This window comes from Pseudomonas sp. 14P_5.3_Bac1, from assembly GCF_025466135.1.
GTDB lineage: Bacteria > Pseudomonadota > Gammaproteobacteria > Pseudomonadales > Pseudomonadaceae > Aquipseudomonas.
In genome coordinates, this window is record NZ_JANLOF010000057.1 from 26,446 (window position 1) to 42,627 (window position 16,182).

General features: G+C 61.8%; 15 protein-coding genes. 5 read left to right on the forward strand and 10 right to left on the reverse strand.

Annotated elements, in window-relative coordinates:
* Positions 1–119 precede the first annotated feature (119 nt).
* From NTD89_RS14010 to NTD89_RS14045, 8 genes are all read right to left on the reverse strand, one after another.
* Positions 120–1,703: a flagellar hook-associated protein 3 gene (locus NTD89_RS14010; protein WP_262208277.1), complete on the reverse strand. Its 1,584-nt coding sequence runs from the start codon at positions 1,701–1,703 to the stop codon at positions 120–122.
* 14 nt (positions 1,704–1,717) lie between these two features.
* On the reverse strand, positions 1,718–3,754 hold the full coding sequence (gene flgK, locus NTD89_RS14015) for a flagellar hook-associated protein FlgK (RefSeq protein WP_242195637.1): 2,037 nt from the start codon (positions 3,752–3,754) through the stop codon (positions 1,718–1,720).
* A gap of 10 nt (positions 3,755–3,764) precedes the next feature.
* On the reverse strand, positions 3,765–5,033 hold the full coding sequence (gene flgJ / locus NTD89_RS14020; RefSeq protein ID WP_242195639.1) for a flagellar assembly peptidoglycan hydrolase FlgJ: 1,269 nt from the start codon (positions 5,031–5,033) through the stop codon (positions 3,765–3,767).
* A gap of 3 nt (positions 5,034–5,036) precedes the next feature.
* Positions 5,037–6,125, reverse strand: coding sequence for a flagellar basal body P-ring protein FlgI (locus NTD89_RS14025; RefSeq protein ID WP_145159575.1), 1,089 nt, complete (start codon positions 6,123–6,125; stop codon positions 5,037–5,039).
* A 27-nt stretch (positions 6,126–6,152) separates the two neighbouring features.
* Positions 6,153–6,848: a flagellar basal body L-ring protein FlgH gene (gene flgH / locus NTD89_RS14030; RefSeq protein WP_003214607.1), complete on the reverse strand. Its 696-nt coding sequence runs from the start codon at positions 6,846–6,848 to the stop codon at positions 6,153–6,155.
* 53 nt (positions 6,849–6,901) lie between these two features.
* Positions 6,902–7,687 (reverse strand): flagellar basal-body rod protein FlgG, encoded by a 786-nt coding sequence (gene flgG / locus NTD89_RS14035; protein ID WP_005790105.1) that lies wholly within the window; start codon positions 7,685–7,687, stop codon positions 6,902–6,904.
* Between the two features lie 71 nt (positions 7,688–7,758).
* Complete coding sequence (locus NTD89_RS14040; RefSeq protein ID WP_145158904.1) at positions 7,759–8,499, reverse strand: flagellar basal body rod protein FlgF; 741 nt, start codon at positions 8,497–8,499, stop codon at positions 7,759–7,761.
* A 252-nt stretch (positions 8,500–8,751) separates the two neighbouring features.
* Positions 8,752–10,314: a sigma-54-dependent transcriptional regulator gene (locus NTD89_RS14045; protein WP_106576441.1), complete on the reverse strand. Its 1,563-nt coding sequence runs from the start codon at positions 10,312–10,314 to the stop codon at positions 8,752–8,754.
* A 257-nt stretch (positions 10,315–10,571) separates the two neighbouring features.
* On the opposite strand from NTD89_RS14045, the gene phhA reads away from it, so the two are divergent.
* The 3 genes from phhA to NTD89_RS14060 all read left to right on the forward strand — a co-directional run bounded on the left by phhA (position 10,572) and on the right by NTD89_RS14060 (position 13,018).
* A complete protein-coding gene (gene phhA / locus NTD89_RS14050; protein WP_145158906.1) occupies positions 10,572–11,363 on the forward strand; it encodes a phenylalanine 4-monooxygenase in 792 nt (263 codons plus the stop codon).
* Positions 11,364–11,468: 105 nt separating this feature from the next.
* Complete coding sequence (locus NTD89_RS14055; protein ID WP_106576439.1) at positions 11,469–11,825, forward strand: 4a-hydroxytetrahydrobiopterin dehydratase; 357 nt, start codon at positions 11,469–11,471, stop codon at positions 11,823–11,825.
* Entirely contained in the window at positions 11,825–13,018 is a 1,194-nt protein-coding gene (locus NTD89_RS14060) for an amino acid aminotransferase (protein ID WP_262208279.1), read from the forward strand. The genes NTD89_RS14055 and NTD89_RS14060 overlap by 1 nt, the downstream gene beginning before the upstream one ends.
* Before the next feature lie 125 nt (positions 13,019–13,143).
* On the opposite strand, the gene NTD89_RS14065 is transcribed toward NTD89_RS14060, so the two are convergent.
* On the reverse strand, positions 13,144–13,953 hold the full coding sequence (locus NTD89_RS14065) for a UDP-2,3-diacylglucosamine diphosphatase (protein WP_262208280.1): 810 nt from the start codon (positions 13,951–13,953) through the stop codon (positions 13,144–13,146).
* 138 nt (positions 13,954–14,091) lie between these two features.
* On the opposite strand from NTD89_RS14065, the gene NTD89_RS14070 reads away from it, so the two are divergent.
* Both NTD89_RS14070 and NTD89_RS14075 read left to right on the forward strand, forming a co-directional pair.
* Positions 14,092–14,841: a helix-turn-helix transcriptional regulator gene (locus tag NTD89_RS14070; RefSeq protein ID WP_242195648.1), complete on the forward strand. Its 750-nt coding sequence runs from the start codon at positions 14,092–14,094 to the stop codon at positions 14,839–14,841.
* A 92-nt stretch (positions 14,842–14,933) separates the two neighbouring features.
* Positions 14,934–15,818 carry a DMT family transporter gene (locus tag NTD89_RS14075; protein WP_145158915.1) on the forward strand — a complete coding sequence of 295 codons (885 nt, stop codon included), beginning with the start codon at positions 14,934–14,936 and terminating at the stop codon, positions 15,816–15,818.
* 3 nt (positions 15,819–15,821) lie between these two features.
* Here NTD89_RS14075 and NTD89_RS14080 read toward each other — a convergent pair whose 3' ends face one another.
* Positions 15,822–16,109 carry a SelT/SelW/SelH family protein gene (locus NTD89_RS14080; protein ID WP_262208283.1) on the reverse strand — a complete coding sequence of 96 codons (288 nt, stop codon included), beginning with the start codon at positions 16,107–16,109 and terminating at the stop codon, positions 15,822–15,824.
* Positions 16,110–16,182: the final 73 nt, after the last annotated feature.

A 16,182-nucleotide genomic window follows, 5' to 3' on the forward strand; every position in this document is an offset into this window, starting at 1 on the left:
TTATGACTCACAGGTCACTCAATTTTGTGCGCTTTGTGCAAAACCCTGCAACATTCTCGGCCCCAGAAACGACAACGGCCCACCCTGTTGCCAGGGTGGGCCGCTTGTACGCTCGCCCGTTACATGCGGCTGAACAGGCTCAACTGGGAGATCTTCACAAACGCCAGCTGCGAAGCCTGCAGCATGGTCTGCTGCAATGTCAGGTCAATGGCCGCCTGGCCCATGTCAACGTTCGCCAGCGATGACATGGTGGAGGTGTTGGCCAGCCCCAGGCTGGTGTTTTCCTGGCTCTGGATATCCAGGGCGTTCTGGCGGGCACCAATCGAGCCACGCACCTGGTCGATCTGCGCCGAAGCGTTGGCCAGGTTACCGATGGAGGTATTGATCACGTCCTTGAGATTGTTCATGGCCACCGGGTCGCCATCTGCCGGGGTTTCCAGCGCCTTGCGCAGTTGGCCCAGCGTGTCCAGGGCGTTCATGTTCTTGTTGCTGGTGGCATTCACCGAAAACTGATCACCCGCCCCCGGCGCGCCGCTCACATCGAAGGTCACCCCGGCAGCCGTGATCGACGTCGCGCCGGTGGCCATGGTGCCCGTGGCAATCGATTTACTGTTCGCCGAGTACGGCTGGGCGTACACCTCATAGTCATTGCCGCTGGTGAACTTGATCACCGCGCCCGAGTTCGGAAAGGTGCTGGCGTAGGCTGCCTGGTCGGTGACCCGGCCACCGGTCAACTGCGCCGTCGACGGATTACTGGCTGTACGCGAACTGCTGAACGTGTCCGGCTTGCTCTCCAGCGTAAAGGCCTTGCCCGCCACCAGCGCGTCAGACGGCGCGCCCGAGGCCACATCAGACCCAAGGTTCAGGCTGATGTCGAACTTGACCCCGCGCAGGTTGACGCTGGACGCGCCTTCCTTGGTGGAATCAAATGTGCCGTTACCGGTGATCTCGGACGTAACGTCGTTGCCGTCCTTGTCGGTCACGCTGTATTGGGTACTGCTGGAGAAGGTCAGCTTGTACGGCTGGCCATCGGCAAAATTCTTCGTGTAAGCGGTGCCCGAGGTGACCAGGCCCGCCGAAATCGCGATTTTGCCGTCGTTGACCGCCGGCGGCAAAATCGTCGCCTGAGTGCGACCGGTGTTGCCGGAGCTTTCCAGCAGCGTCTTGCCGGTATCGCCCGCGGCAACCGTCAAGTTGCTCGACACTTGCAGGCTCAGCGGCGTCTCATCACCCTGGTAGGTGTAGGTGCCATCGTTGTTACGGCTGTAGGGCGGCGTGTCGGTCTTGGCCCCGGAAAACATGTAGTTGCCGCTGGAATCCTTGGTGTTGAGCAAACCCAACACCTGGTCTTCGAGCGCGCCGACCTGAGCGGCGATAGCCTTGCGGTCGTCATTGCTGAGCTTGAGGTTACCCGCCTGCAACGCCAGGCCGCTGGCGGTTTGCATGGCCGTGTTGATGCTCGACAACACGCTTTCCTCGTTGGTCAGCGAGTTTTGCAGGCTGGTGATGTTGCCGTTGTACTGGCCCAGCATATCTTTCTGCTGTTGCAGCATCAGCAATTGCGCGGCGGCTACCGGATCATCCGAAGCGGTCTGCACGCGCACACCGGAACTGGCCTGGTCCTGAGCCTTCACCACACCCGAATAGTTATCCTGATATTTGGCGGAGCTGGTGTCGAAATACTGCTGTGTAGAGATACGCATCGTTCCAGACTCCTTTAAAGGGCGTTGATCAGTGTGCTGAAGGTTTCTTGCGCGGCCTTGATGATCTGCGACGACGCGGTGTAGTACTGCTGGAACTTGATCATGTCGCCCGCCTCCTCATCCAGGTTGACCTGGGACACGGAGTCGCTGGCCGCCTTGTTCGCGGCCAGCAATGCGCCGGTGGCGGTGCTGTCGGTGTTGGCCTGGGCAGCCTTGGAACCGACTTGGGACACCAGCCGGCTGTTGGCGCTGACCAAGCTCACGCCCGCATTGCCATCTACCGCGCCGACCGTCGCCTTGGTCTGCAAACCCAGCAATTGCTGAGCGTTACGGCCATCGGAGGTGGCGCCGCTGTTGAACGAAAAGGTCGTGCTGTCGCCGTTGGCGGGCGCTCCCGCCACGGTGGTGTCGAAACTGAAGCTCTTGCCTGGAATCAACGTACCGCTGGCATCACGCATTGGCACACTGATAGAGACCTTGTTGCCCTGGCCCGGAATGATGCTGCCGGTGCCGATCGAGTTACCCTGGGCATCGCTCACTGTGTAGGACTGGGTGCCGTCTGCCGCAGGCTTGCCAAACACCATCTTCACTGGCATCGAGTTTTCGATCCCGGTGCGCAATTGCGCGCTGGCGGCGCCGCCATTGATATCGATCGGCAGCGTCAATGTCGGTGGTGTGAACGTGCCGGTGCCGGTGTTGGTAGTGCTGGAATTACCGGCCAGTGGCGCCGCGAACGCGAGCTTGTTCGGGTCCTTGAGGTCGACACTGATGTTGCTGGCCCCGGTCGCCGTCGGGCTGACCTTGAAGCTGTCACCGGCAGCCATCGGCCCCTTGCCATCCAGTGCCAGGGTGAAGCCGTCGATCACGGGCGGCGGCGTGGTGGTGGTGTCGAACGAGCCCATGGCTTTGCCGTCGGAGCGCACCACGTTGTACTGGTTGCCGCTGGTGAAGGTGACTTTGTAGTCGAAGGTCGAGAGCTTGCTGCTGTCGGCAATCGTCACATTCAGGTTGCCCGAACCTGCGCTGTTGCCCGAGGCTGCCTGGCTACGCTGGGTGATGGCCGCGGCGCTGTTGATGTCGCTGAACAACGAAGAACCGAAATCGCTGTTCAGGTCCAGGCCCTGGCCCAACTGGCTGTTGACGCTGTCAGCGGTGGCAATGGCAATGCGGCCCAGGTCATTGATGGCCGGCATCAGCGCATCACTGCGATAACGCAACAGGCCGCCGATGCTGCCGCCGGACACCACGTTGCCGATGTCCATCGGCGTGTCGCCCATGTTGAGCTGAATGGTGTACTGGCTGTTGTCGGTTTTGCTCGGCACCGCCGAAATCGTGTTGGCCACACCGCCTTCGACCAGCGACTGGCCGGTGCCGGTGGTGATGCTGAACTGGCCGTTCTTCTCGGTGGCCGTTACGCCGATCAGCTCGTTGAGCGAACGCACTGCCTCGTTACGCGCATCCAGCAGGTTGGCCGGCGCACTGGTCGACGAGCCCTGGGCGGTTGAAATTTGCGTGTTCAGCGACGCAATCGACGACGTCAGCTTATTGACCTGATCACTCATGGTGCTCAGCTGACTGTTGATGCTTTCTTTTTGCTGGGTCAGTTGGGTGGAGATCGCGTTGAAGCGGTCGCTCAAGGTCTGGGCGCTGGTCACCAGCAGCTGGCGCGCGGACACGTCGCTGGGGGTCGCTGCCGCGGTCTGCAGGGACGCGAAAAACGCGCTGAGCACCGCAGACATGCCGGTGGACTTGTCAGACAGGGTCTTGTCAATCGCAGCCGCCTGGCCCGCGTAGGCGGTGGCGTCGCTGTTGAGGGCCGTGCTGCTCTGGTAAGCGGCGCCCAAGAAATCGTTATAGATGCGGCGCACATCCGCCAGGGTCGTGCCGCTGCCGATGTACACGCCACCGTACTGATTACTGGCGCTGGCGTTCTGGGTGGTCTGCTGACGCGAGTATCCCGGGGTGTTGACGTTGGCAATGTTGTTACTCAGGACCGACAACGATCCTTGAGCGGCGTTGAGCCCCGACATCCCGATATTGAGCAAACTCATGATTCAGACCTTATAAATGAGTGGAGGCGCCCGCGGCAGCGTAATCCTGGTAACTGTTCATCGTTTTGGCGATCTGCGAAATCTTGCTGGCGTAGTCCGGGTCGGTTGCATATCCGGCTTTTTGCAACTCGCGCACAAACTGTTCCGGGTTGTCGGCTGATTTCACAACTTCTTTATAGCGATCATTGCTTTGCAGCAATGTGACCAGATCGTGGAAGCTGTCCTGATAGGAGTTGTAGGAACGGAATTGCGCCGTTTCCTTGACCATCGACCCATCACGAAACTCGCTGGTAATTGCACGCGCCTGGCCGCCCTGCCAACTCTGCCCGGCCTTGATGCCGAACAGGTTGTGACTGCTGCTGCCGTCCTCGGCGCGCATCACCGATTTGCCCCAACCGGTTTCCAGCGCGGCCTGGGCCACCAGGTACTTGGGATCGACACCGATGCGCGCGGCGGCCGCCTTGGCCATCGGCAGCATGGTGGCGACAAATTCATCCTGCGAGCTGAAGGCTTTCTTCGCCGGCGCCAGCGGTGGCTGGGCGATGGCGCGGCCATACACCTGCATGCGCCCGCTCGGTACGGCAATGCTGCGCGCGCTGCTGTTGACCACGTTGTCGGCGGCGGCGCTGTTACGCAGCGGCGCGCTCTTGGCATCGATGGCGACCGGCGCGTTCGGCACGATACCGGCCAACAGACGGTCAGTCAGCTTGCTCGGCAAGGCGATACGGCGCTGGTTCATCAGCTCCATGTCGTTGGCGTGCGTACTCGCGCCTTCAGGCACGGCCACGCGATAAGCCCACAGCGGACGCTGACCGTTGGAGCGGCCCAACGGCCCTGCGGCCTGGGTGCCTGCGGCGATTTCAGTCGGCACATCGACCTTCTTCGCCGGCGCCTGCGCCGCCTCCGGGCCCTGCAACGTGGCCGCCTGGGCGTCCACCGGCTTGTTCTTCTGCATCTGGCGCATCAGCACGTCGGCCAGGCCAATACCACCGCCTTCGCGGGACATCGAAACCGCCAACTGCTGGTCGTACATTTCCTGGTATTGCTTGGCCGCCGGCGTATTCAGCGGGTTGTCCTTGCCCAGCGCTTCCGTGGCCGAGCGCATGGACTTGAGCATCTCGCTGAGAAACAGCGACTCGAACTCCTGCGCGACTTTGCGCATGTTGCCTTCGCTGTTCTTGTCGGCGCCGACCTTGAGCTGGTTAAGCCGGTTCAGGTCGGAGTAAGACCCCGAATCTGCCGTGCTGCTGATCCCGCTCTGGCGCATATCCATGACCATGGCTCAGATCACTATCAGGTCGGCTTGCAAGGCGCCGGCCTGTTTCAGCGCTTCGAGGATCGCCATCAAGTCGCCTGGGGCTGCGCCCACCTGGTTCACCGCGCGGACAATCTCGTCCAGCGTGGTGCCGGGGCCGAACTTGAACATCGGCTTGGCTTCTTGCTGAGCATTCACCCGCGAACGCGGCACCACCGCCGTCTGGCCATTGGACAAGGGCCCAGGCTGACTGACGATCGGGTCTTCGGTGATGGTCACGGTCAGGCTGCCGTGGGTCACGGCCGCCGGCGATACCTTGACGTTCTGACCGATCACGATCGTGCCGGTACGCGAATTGATGATGACCTTGGCCACCGCCTGGCCTGGATCGACCTCAAGGTTTTCCAGGATCGACAGGTAATCGACGCGCTGGCTTGGGTCCAGTGGCGCGGTGACGCGGATCGAGCCGCCGTCAATGGCCTGAGCGACGCCAGGGCCGAGCATGTCGTTGATCTTGTCGACCACGCGCTTGGCGGTGGTGAAGTCCGAACGGTTGAGGTTCAAGGTCAGGCTGTTGCCTTGGTTGAAGCCGCTCGGCACGGTGCGTTCCACCATGGCGCCGCCCGGGATACGCCCGGCAGATGGCACGTTAACGGTGATCTTCGAACCGTCACGGCCCTCGGCGTCAAAACCACCGACCACCAGGTTGCCCTGGGCGATGGCGTAGACGTTGCCGTCGATACCCTTGAGCGGCGTCATCAGCAACGTGCCGCCGCGCAGGCTTTTGGAGTTACCGATGGACGAGACGGTGATGTCCACCACCTGACCCGGCTTGGCGAACGCCGGCAAGTCGGCACTGATGGACACGGCCGCAACGTTTTTCAGCTGCACGTTGCCCGAGCCCGCCGGCACCTTGATGCCGAACTGCGAGAGCATGTTGTTGAAGGTCTGCAGGGTGAACGGCGTCTGAGTGGTCTGGTCACCCGTGCCGTTAAGCCCCACCACCAGGCCGTAGCCGATCAGTTGGTTGGAGCGCACGCCGGAAATACTGGCGATGTCTTTCAACCGCTCAGCAAAGGCCCCTGTGCTCAAGGCCAGCAACAACGCGGCAGCCATCAGCTGTTTGAGTTTCAAAGTGGCCACCTAGAAAGGGAACAGCGGGCTAAGGAAGAAACGGTCGAACCAGCCCGGCTGACTCGCATCAGCAAACGAACCCGTACCCGAGTAGGTAATGCGTGCATCGGCAATCCGCGTCGACGGCACGGTGTTGTCGGTAGAAATATCATCGGCGCGGACCATGCCCGCAATGCGCACCAGTTCGTCGCCGGTGTTGAGGGTCATCCACTTTTCACCGCGTACGGCGATGATGCCGTTGGGCAGTACATCGGCGACGGTCACGGTGATCGAACCGGTCAGGCTGTTGCCCTGCCCCGCCGCACTTTTGCCGTTGGTGGCGCGGTCGCCGCTGTAGCCGGCGTCCAGGCTCAGGTCACCGCTGCCCAGCGGGTTGTTGGTGTTAGGCACGCCACCGAACAGCGACGTCAGACCAATGCTGGTCTTGCTGGTCTTGCCGATCTGCGAGTTGGCGTTTTTGCTGGCCTGGGTTTTCTCGTTCAGGGTGATGGTGATGATGTCACCCACGCGGAACGCCTTGCGGTCGCTGTACAGGTTCTGTTCGAAACCGGCCTGGTAGATCGAGCCATTGTTGGCCGCCGCCGGCAACGGCGTGCGCGGCAATACCGGCGCGTAGTACGGGTCATTGGGTTTTGGCGTCGGGGCGACACAGCCCGCGAGCACGGCGATCCCACTCAATGCCAGAACAGAAACATAGCGATTCATGACCCTTACCTCACGGTGTTGCAGGCGCCGTCGATGGCGCCCCATAGACTTGATTACAGATTCTGCGTTACGAACGAAAGCATCTGGTCGGCGGTGGAAATCACCTTGGAGTTCATCTCATAGGCGCGCTGAGTGGTGATCATGTTGACCATCTCCTCAACCGTGCTGACGTTGGAAGTTTCCAGGGTGCTTTGCAGCGTGGTGCCAAAACCGTTCAGGCCAGGGGTGCCGATTTGCGGCGCGCCGCTGGAGGCGGTTTCCAGGAACAGGTTGTTACCCATCGCTTGCAGGCCGGCCGGGTTGATGAAGTCGGCGGTTTGCAGGTTGCCGATCACTTGCGACGCCGGGTTGCCGGCCACGGTGATCGACACAGTGCCGTCGTTGCCGACGGTGAAGGTCTTGGCATCCGCTGGAACCACAACAGCCGGCTCCAGGGCGAAACCGTTGGCCGTGACGATCTGGCCATTGGAGTCGAGGTGGAACGTGCCGTCACGGGTGTAGGACGTGGTGCCATCGGGTTGCAGGATCTGGAAGAAGCCGCGCCCGTTGATGGCCATGTCCAATGGCTGACCGGTTTGCTGCAGGTTACCGGCGCTGAAGTTCTTCTGCGTGCCAACGATCTGCACACCGGTACCCAGTTGCAGGCCCGACGGCAATTCGCTGTCCTGGGTCGATTGGGCGCCCGGCTGCTTCTTGATCTGATAAAGCAAATCCTGGAACTCGGCGCGGTCACGTTTAAAGCCCGTGGTCGACACGTTCGCCAGGTTGTTGGAAATGGTGGTCAGGTTGGTGTCCTGGGCGGACAAACCGGTTTTGGCAACCCATAGAGCCGGAAGCATGCTGTTCTCCTTCGTGCGCCTGTTTGTTGGCGCTGCGCTGCAAAATTAGTAGTCGATCAGTAACGCGCCAATCAGCTCATCGCCAGAACGCGGGTCATGGCCTGGTCGTCTTCCTTGGCGCTGTTCATCATCTTGATGTGCAGCTCGAACTGCTTGGAAAGCGACAGCACCGCGGTCATTTCTTCAACGGCGTTGACGTTGCTTGCCTGCAGGAAGCCCGACGTCAGCGTGACGTTGGCGTTCGCCTGGGCCGGCTGGCCATCCTTGGTGTGGATGGTGCCGTCCAGGCCCTTGGTCATGTTCTTGAGGTCCGGCTGGACCAGCTTGATGCGGTCCACTTCAGCCATGACCCGCGGGCCTTCGCCCATGGCGCGGATGCTGATGGTGCCGTCGGCCCCCACTTCGATTTTCTGCTGCGGCGGCACCGCAATCGGGCCACCGTTGCCCATGATCGGCATACCGTTGCCGGCCCGCAGCACGCCCAGCGCATCCACATTCATACTGGCGCTGCGCACGTAGGCTTCACCGCCATCGGGGGTTTGCACAGCCATCCAACCGTCGCCGCTGACCGCTACGTCGAGGTCACGACCGGTTTCGATCATGGCGCCCGGGGAGAAGTCGGTGCCCGGACGCTCGGTCATGGCAAACGCGCGCGCCGGAAAGCTGTCACCAAACACCGGCATCGAACGCGCCTGCTCCAGGTCACGCTGAAAACCGTTGGTGGAGATGTTCGCCAGATTGTTGGCATGGGCCTTCTGCGCCAGTGCATTCTGGCTGGCGCCGGTCATTGCCACATAAAGGTACTTGTCCACGCTCTATCCTCTTTCTGACGGACGCTTGCCGCCCACCGCTGTACTGATGAGGCTTAAGCAATTTGCGAACCAACTTTTAAAAACGAGGAAAAGTCCAGGCGGGACGGGGGTTTGCGGGGAGGCATGGAGATTATGAGGCTGGACGAGAGTCGAAAAAACGGCGGACTACTGCCGCCTGCGGCAAGCACAGGTCTTGAAGATGACAAATAACAAATGTGGGAGCTGGCTTGCCAGCTCCCACAGGGGATGCGTTCACTTGTCGGCCTTAAGGATTTCGTAATCGCGCAGCTTATTGGCGATGGTGGTGTGCGACACGCCCAAGCGTTTGCCCAGTTGCCGGCTGCTGGAATGCTCGGCATATAAGGCTTCCAGCACCGCCTTCTCGAACCGGCCGACGATCTGCTCCAACCCGCCCTCCAGGGAGAAATCGCCAAGCGGCTGACGCACGCCGTAATCCGGCAAGCGAATATGCTCAGCCTTGACCGTCCCGCCCTCGCACAACGACACCGCCTGAAACAGCACGTTTTCCAGCTGGCGCACATTGCCCGGCCAGTGATAGTGGCTGAGCCGATCCATCGCAGCCGGTGCCAGCTTGGGCAGCGGGCAGCCGATCTGCCGGCTGGCTTGATCGAGGAAATGCTCAACCAACGGCGCCAACCCATCCAGGCATTCGCGCAGCGGCGGGATATGCAGCGACAGCACATTGAGGCGGTGATAAAGGTCCTGGCGGAATTCGCCGCGGGCGCAAAGCTCAGACAAGTCCACCTGCGTCGCACAGATCACCCGTACATCCAGGTAGACCTCTTCATCACTGCCCACCCGGCGAAAGCATCCGTCCTGCAGAAAACGCAGCAATTTCACCTGAAGACGCGCGCTCATTTCGCCGACGCCATCGAGAAACAACGTACCGCCTGCCGTCAGCTCCAGCAGACCCAACTTGCCTTCGGCCCGCGCGCCTTCAAACGCACCGGGCCCGTAGCCAAACAGCTCGGTCTCGGCCATTGACTCCGGCAAGCCTGCGCAATTGAGCGCCATCAATGGCGACTGCCCACGCGGGCTGGCCAGGTGACAAGCGCGGGCCAACAGCTCTTTGCCGGTGCCGGTTTCGCCTTCTATTAATAGAGGCGCATCCAAAGGCGCCATGCGCCGCGCCTCACGCACCACGGCCGCCATGACCCTGGAGCTCTGGAAGATGCTGTCGAAACCACGCAGTTCCTGCTTGCGCACGTTGTAGATGCGCTCCCCGACGCGGTCGGCGCGGTGCAGGGTCAGCACGGCACCCGCCATGGCTTCGCTGTCATCGTGTTCGGAGGATTGCAGCGGCGCGATGTCCGCCAGGAATACGTCGCCCTTGACCTTGACCCGCAAGCCATTGATCCGCGACTTGCTCGCCCGCACCAGTTCCGGCAGATCGAAGTCTTCGGCGTAGCGCGACAGTGGAATGCCCGGCACCTCGTCCACGCGCACCCCGAGCAACTGCGCCGCCGCGCGGTTGGCGGCAACGATGGAGCCGCCCATGTCGATCGACAGCACCGGAAATTCCAGGGCGCCAAGCAGCGCATTGAGCTCCATATGCCGACGCTCGCTGGGCATCAGCCCTACCCGCTTGACGCCAAACACCCCGGCAATGGCTTCAAATTGCGGGCGCAGCGCCTGGAATTGCATGTTCACCAGGTTGGGGCAAAACAGGTAAATCGCATTGCCATGTTCGCCGCCGACCTCGCCCTTGGCGACGTTGACGCCGTACTCCACCAACAGGTTGAGGATGTCCCGCAGGATGCCGATGCGGTTCTGGCAGTGCACTTTAATACGCATGAAAAAGCCCGAAAGGTGGGAAGGCGCCGCGTCTTTTTGCCGCTGGGCGCAGATAGTCGTCAAGATTATGTGACAGCCCGTGAGCATTTCACAGCCCAAGACAAGGATGAGACGGACTATCGTAACGAATACTTTACAAAAAACGGTAAAATTTCCTACAGCATTAAGCCGCAGCCCGATGGAATCCGGCGCCTCAAGGGTTATCAATAGGCTCATCGCAGGACATAACAAGAACGAATGCCTAGCAGGAGAGCCGTATGAAGCAAACGCACTACGTGGCCCGCGAGCCCGATGCGCAAGGTTTTATCCACTACCCGCCGGAAGAACACGCGGTGTGGAACACCCTGATCACGCGCCAGTTGAAAGTGATCGAGGGCCGCGCCTGCCAGGAATACCTGGACGGCATCGACAAGCTCGGCCTGCCGCTGGACCGTATTCCGCAACTGGGTGAAATCAACCAGGTGCTGGCCGAGACCACCGGCTGGCAAGTCGCCCGCGTGCCGGCACTGATCCCCTTCCAGACCTTCTTCGAATTACTCGCCAGCAAACAGTTTCCGGTGGCGACCTTTATTCGGACCCGCGAAGAACTGGACTACCTGCAAGAGCCGGATATTTTCCACGAGATCTTCGGCCACTGCCCGCTGCTGACCAACCCCTGGTTCGCCGAATTCACCCACACCTACGGCAAGCTCGGCCTGGCCGCGACCAAGGAACAGCGCGTGTACCTGGCGCGCCTGTACTGGATGACCATCGAGTTCGGCCTGGTGGACACCCCGCAAGGCCGGCGCATCTACGGTGGCGGCATTCTGTCGTCGCCCAAGGAGAGCGTGTACTGCCTGTCGGATGAGCCCGAGCACCAAGCCTTCGATCCGCTCGAAGCGATGCGCACGCCGTATCGGATCGACATCCTGCAACCGCTGTATTTCGTCCTGCCTGAGCTCAAGCGCCTGTTCGACGTGGCGCAGGAAGACATCATGGGCATGGTCGAGCGCGGTATGCAGCTGGGTCTGCACGCGCCGAAATTTCCGCCCAAACCCAAAGCGGCTTGAACCTTATGTTTTCAGGCCAGGTGAGTCTGTTCCCTGGCCGCGCGTTGCTTTAGGGTGACGCCACTGACGACCGTTTTTCAAACACTCGAATTCAGGACACTTCCCATGACCACCTTGAACCAAGCCCACTGCGAAGCCTGCCGTGCCGACGCCCCGCAAGTCAGCGATGAAGAGTTGCCGGTACTGATCAAGCAGATTCCCGACTGGAACATCGAAGTCCGCGACGGCGTGATGCAGCTGGAAAAGGTTTTTCTGTTCAAGAACTTCAAATTTGCCCTGGCCTTTACCAACGCCGTGGGTGAAATCTCTGAAGCCGAAGGCCACCACCCAGGCCTGCTCACCGAGTGGGGCAAAGTCACCGTGACCTGGTGGAGCCACTCGATCAAAGGCTTGCACCGCAACGACTTCATCATGGCCGCGCGCACGGACGAAGTGGCCAAGGACGCCGAGGGCCGCAAGTAATGCATTTCGATGCGATTGGCCGCGTGCCTGGCGACCCGATCCTCGGGCTGATGGACCTGTATGCCCAGGACAGCAACCCGAACAAGTTCGACCTGGGTGTCGGCGTCTATAAAGACGACCAGGGCCTCACGCCGATTCCGCACTCGGTAAAACTCGCCGAACAGCGGCTGGTAGACACCCAGACCACCAAGACCTACATCGGCGGCCACGGCGATGCGGCATTTGGTGCGCTGATCAGCGAACTGGTGCTCGGCGCCGACTCGGCCCTGATCCGCGACCGCCGTGCCGGCGCAACGCAAACCCCAGGCGGCACCGGCGCCCTGCGCCTGAGCGCGGACTTTATCGCCCATAACCTGCCGGGGTGTGGCGTGTGGCTGAGCAACCCGACCTGGCCGATCCACGAAACCATCTTCGCCAAGGCCGGGCTCAAGGTCAGTCACTACCCCTATGTGGGCGCCGACAACCGCCTGGATGTGGCCGCGATGTTGGCAACACTTGCCACGGTGCCCGAGGGCGACGTGGTGTTGCTTCATGCGTGCTGCCACAACCCGACTGGTTTTGACCTGTCCCAGGACGACTGGCGCCAGGTGCTGCAGATCGTGCGCGAGCGCCAATTGCTGCCGCTGATCGACTTCGCCTATCAAGGCTTCGGCGACGGTCTGGAGCAAGACGCCTGGGCCGTGCGATTGTTTGCCGCCGAGCTGCCGGAAGTGCTGATCACCAGCTCCTGCTCGAAAAACTTTGGCCTGTACCGCGACCGTGTCGGCGCGTTGATCGTGTGCGCGGCGGATGCTGAAAAGCTCACGGATGTGCGCAGCCAGCTGGCAAACACCGCGCGTAATCTGTGGTCGACGCCGCCGGATCATGGCGCCGCCGTGGTCGCGACCATCCTTGGGGATGCCGAGCTGAAAAAGCGCTGGAGCGACGAAGTCGAAGCCATGCGTTCACGGATCGCGCAGCTGCGTTCCGGCTTGGTAGAAGCGCTGGCGCCCCACGGGCTGGCCGAACGCTTTGCGCATATCGGTGCGCAGCGCGGGATGTTTTCCTACACCGGCTTGAGTGCTGAACAAGTCAAGCAACTGCGCGAGAAGCACAGCGTGTATATGGTCAGTTCGGGGCGGGCTAACGTGGCCGGGATTGATGCGACGCGCCTGACCCTGCTGGCCGAGGCCATCGCCGACGTTTCCAACTGAAAAAACCGAATCAAACTGTGGGAGCTGGCTTGCCTGCGATGGCGGTGTATCAGTCACTGAACAGGCTGACTGAACGACCGCTATCGCAGGCAAGCCAGCTTCCACATTTGAACGGAGTGAGGCCTTTAGCCCGCAACCATCTCGGCTTTCAGCTGCGCCTCTTTCGCCTGCGCATCCGCCAACCGATACAACTCGATCTGCCCGTCCCAGTGCTCGATCAACGCCGTGCACGACTCCACCCAGTCCCCGCAGTTGAGGTAATCCACCTCGCCCACCTTGCGAATTTCCGCGTGGTGAATATGCCCGCAGACCACGCCATGCAGTTCGCGCCTGGTGACTTCGTGAGCGATCGCCTCCTCAAAGTCGCTGATAAAGCTCACTGCCGTCTTAACCTTGTGCTTGAGGTACGCCGACAGCGACCAGTAGCCGTAGCCATACCGCGCCCGCCAGTGATTGAGCCAGCGGTTCAGCGTGAGCGTGAACTCGTAGGCCGAGTCGCCGAGAAACGCCAGCCAGCGGTGGTAATGGGTGATCACATCAAACTGGTCGCCGTGAATCACCAGCAAGTGCCGGCCATCGGCGGTGACGTGCACCGCTTCGTCCACCAGTTGGATATTGCCCAGGATCAGCTTGGAATAGCGCCGCAGGAACTCGTCATGGTTGCCGGTGACATAGATCACCTCGGTGCCGCGCTTGGCCATGGTCAGCAAGCGGCGGATCACGTTGGTATGGGCCTGGGGCCAATACATGCCGCCGCGCATTTTCCAGCCGTCAATGATGTCGCCCACCAGGTACACCTTGTCGGCGTGGTAGCCCTTGAGAAACCGCGACAAGTGTTCGGCCTGGCAGTCCCGCGTGCCCAGGTGCACGTCGGAAATCCACAAGGTACGAACCCGTTGCTTAGGACCGGGTTTGGCGAATTCGGCACGGGTCATGGGCATCCCTCGACGCTGTTTTAGCGAGCTTGCGCCCTGGTGGTTAACAGCCCATGACAGCGGTGCGTCAGTCTGATGACAGCGCCTGGCGCCCGTGAAGCGTTGTAGACTGGCGCCCTGCACCCTCAGGAGACCGCGATGAGACCGACGCTCACGCTGCGCCACTACCTCGAAGAGCCTCTTGCCCACAGCCATGACCATGCGCAGTTGGTGTTCGGCCTGTCCGGGCACCTGGATCTGGAAGTCGATGGCCGGGGCAGCCAGGTGCGCGAAAGCAGCGTGATGGTGCTGCCCTTTTCCGCTCACCACGCCTGCGGCAGCCGCGATGGCAGCCGGTGCCTGGTGCTGGATGTGCCCACCGAACACTGGGTGCTGCACTCCTTGGGCGAGCATGCCGACGCCAGCCGCCGCCTGCTCGATCAACCGGCGCGCCTGACGCTGGATTCGCGGCAAAGCCAGCTGGTGCAATGGCTGGCGCACAGCCCGGTGGATGACCCGTTGATCGTGCAGCAAGGCGCGGTGCTGTTATTGGCCAGCCTCAATCACCCGCTGGCCCAACCGGTACCGGGGCGGCGCCTGCCGTATGCGGCGTTTGATGCGCATATCGAGCGACACGTTGCGCATCCGTTGCAGGTCGCGGACCTTGCGCGCATTGCCGGCCTGTCGGTCGCGCGCCTGCACGCGCGCTTTATTGCCGAGTGCGGGCAGACGCCGATGGACTACATTCGCGGGCGCCGCCTGCAGATGGCCTTGAACCTGTTGCGCAACACGCCGCTGCCCATCGGCGACATTGCCGAGCGCGTCGGCTACAGCTCGCAAAGTGCGTTTGCCGCCGCGATGTTGCGTGAATTTGGCGCATCACCGGGCGCATTGCGGCGCTCATCATAGTCTTGCGACAAAAAACGCGAGCCGGACGACAGACGCCCACACCTCCAACCTCTAGACTGCGATTCTGTCACCCCGTTGGTTCAAGGATCGCAATGACTCCCCGCTCAGCCCTCGGCGCCCTGCATATCGGCGCACTGATGTTTGGCCTCACCGGCGTATTCGGCAAGCTGGCGGCGGCCTCGCCCGCCATCATCGTCTTCGGCCGGGCGGCCTTCGCCGTGGTGGCGCTCGCCGTGTTTGCGCGATTCGCCAGCAACACCACCTGGAAAACACTCCAGATGCGCGACTGGCGCCGCCTGCTGATCAGCGGCGTGCTGCTCGCGGCGCATTGGGTGACCTTCTTCATCGCGGTCAAAGTCGCCGGCGTGGCCGTCGCCACGCTTGGGTTTACCGCGTTCCCGGCGTTTACCGTGATTCTCGAAGGGCTGATCTTCCGCGAGCGCATTCGTGCCAATGAAGTGCTGCTGGTGGTACTGGTCAGTGTCGGCCTGATCCTGGTGACGCCAGACTTCAACCTCGCCAGCGCAGCCACCGGCGGCCTGCTCTGGGGCATTGCCTCGGGTTTGCTGTTCTCGTTGCTGTCGCTGAACAACCGCGCCAGCTCCGGGCGCATCCCCGCGGTGCAGGCGGCGCTGTGTCAGAACCTGGTAGTCGCGGCATGCCTGCTGCCGGTGGCGGCACCCGGGCTGGCGGATGTGCGGGCAATTGACTGGTTGTGGATCGGACTGCTCGGGGTGTTCTGTACCGGCCTGGCCCACAGCCTGTTTGTCGCCAGCCTGGCGGTGATCAAGGCGCGCACCGCCTCCGTGGTGTTTGCCATGGAGCCGGTCTACGGCATCACAGCGGCCTGGGTGCTGTTTGCCGAAACCCCGACCTTGCGCATGCTGCTGGGCGGCGCGCTGATCATCGTCGCCATCGTGCTTTCCGGGCTGATGGGCAGCACCAGCCAGGCCAAAGCGCCTGCGGCGACGGCCTGATGTTCAGGCTTTGCGGTCGTTGTGGCCCAGATCCCGCTGCGGGTCGATCTGGTCACGCACGCGCTGCTTGAGCACCTTGGCTTCGGGGAAGCCACCGTCGGCCTTGCGCTCCCAGATCTGCGCGCCATCACAGGTGATGCGAAACGCGCCGCCGGTGGCCGGTTCCAGGGCCACACGACCCAGGTCATCGGCAAACGTACTCAACAATTCCTGGGCCAGCCACGCGGCGCGCAACAGCCACTGGCACTGGGTGCAATAGGTGATGACGATCTCGGGCTTGCTCAGCGACATAATTTGAGAGGTTCCTGGCATAACGGGCTGGGTGAATCGGGTGGCTATAATACCGGCCTTTCGCCCAGCCTCG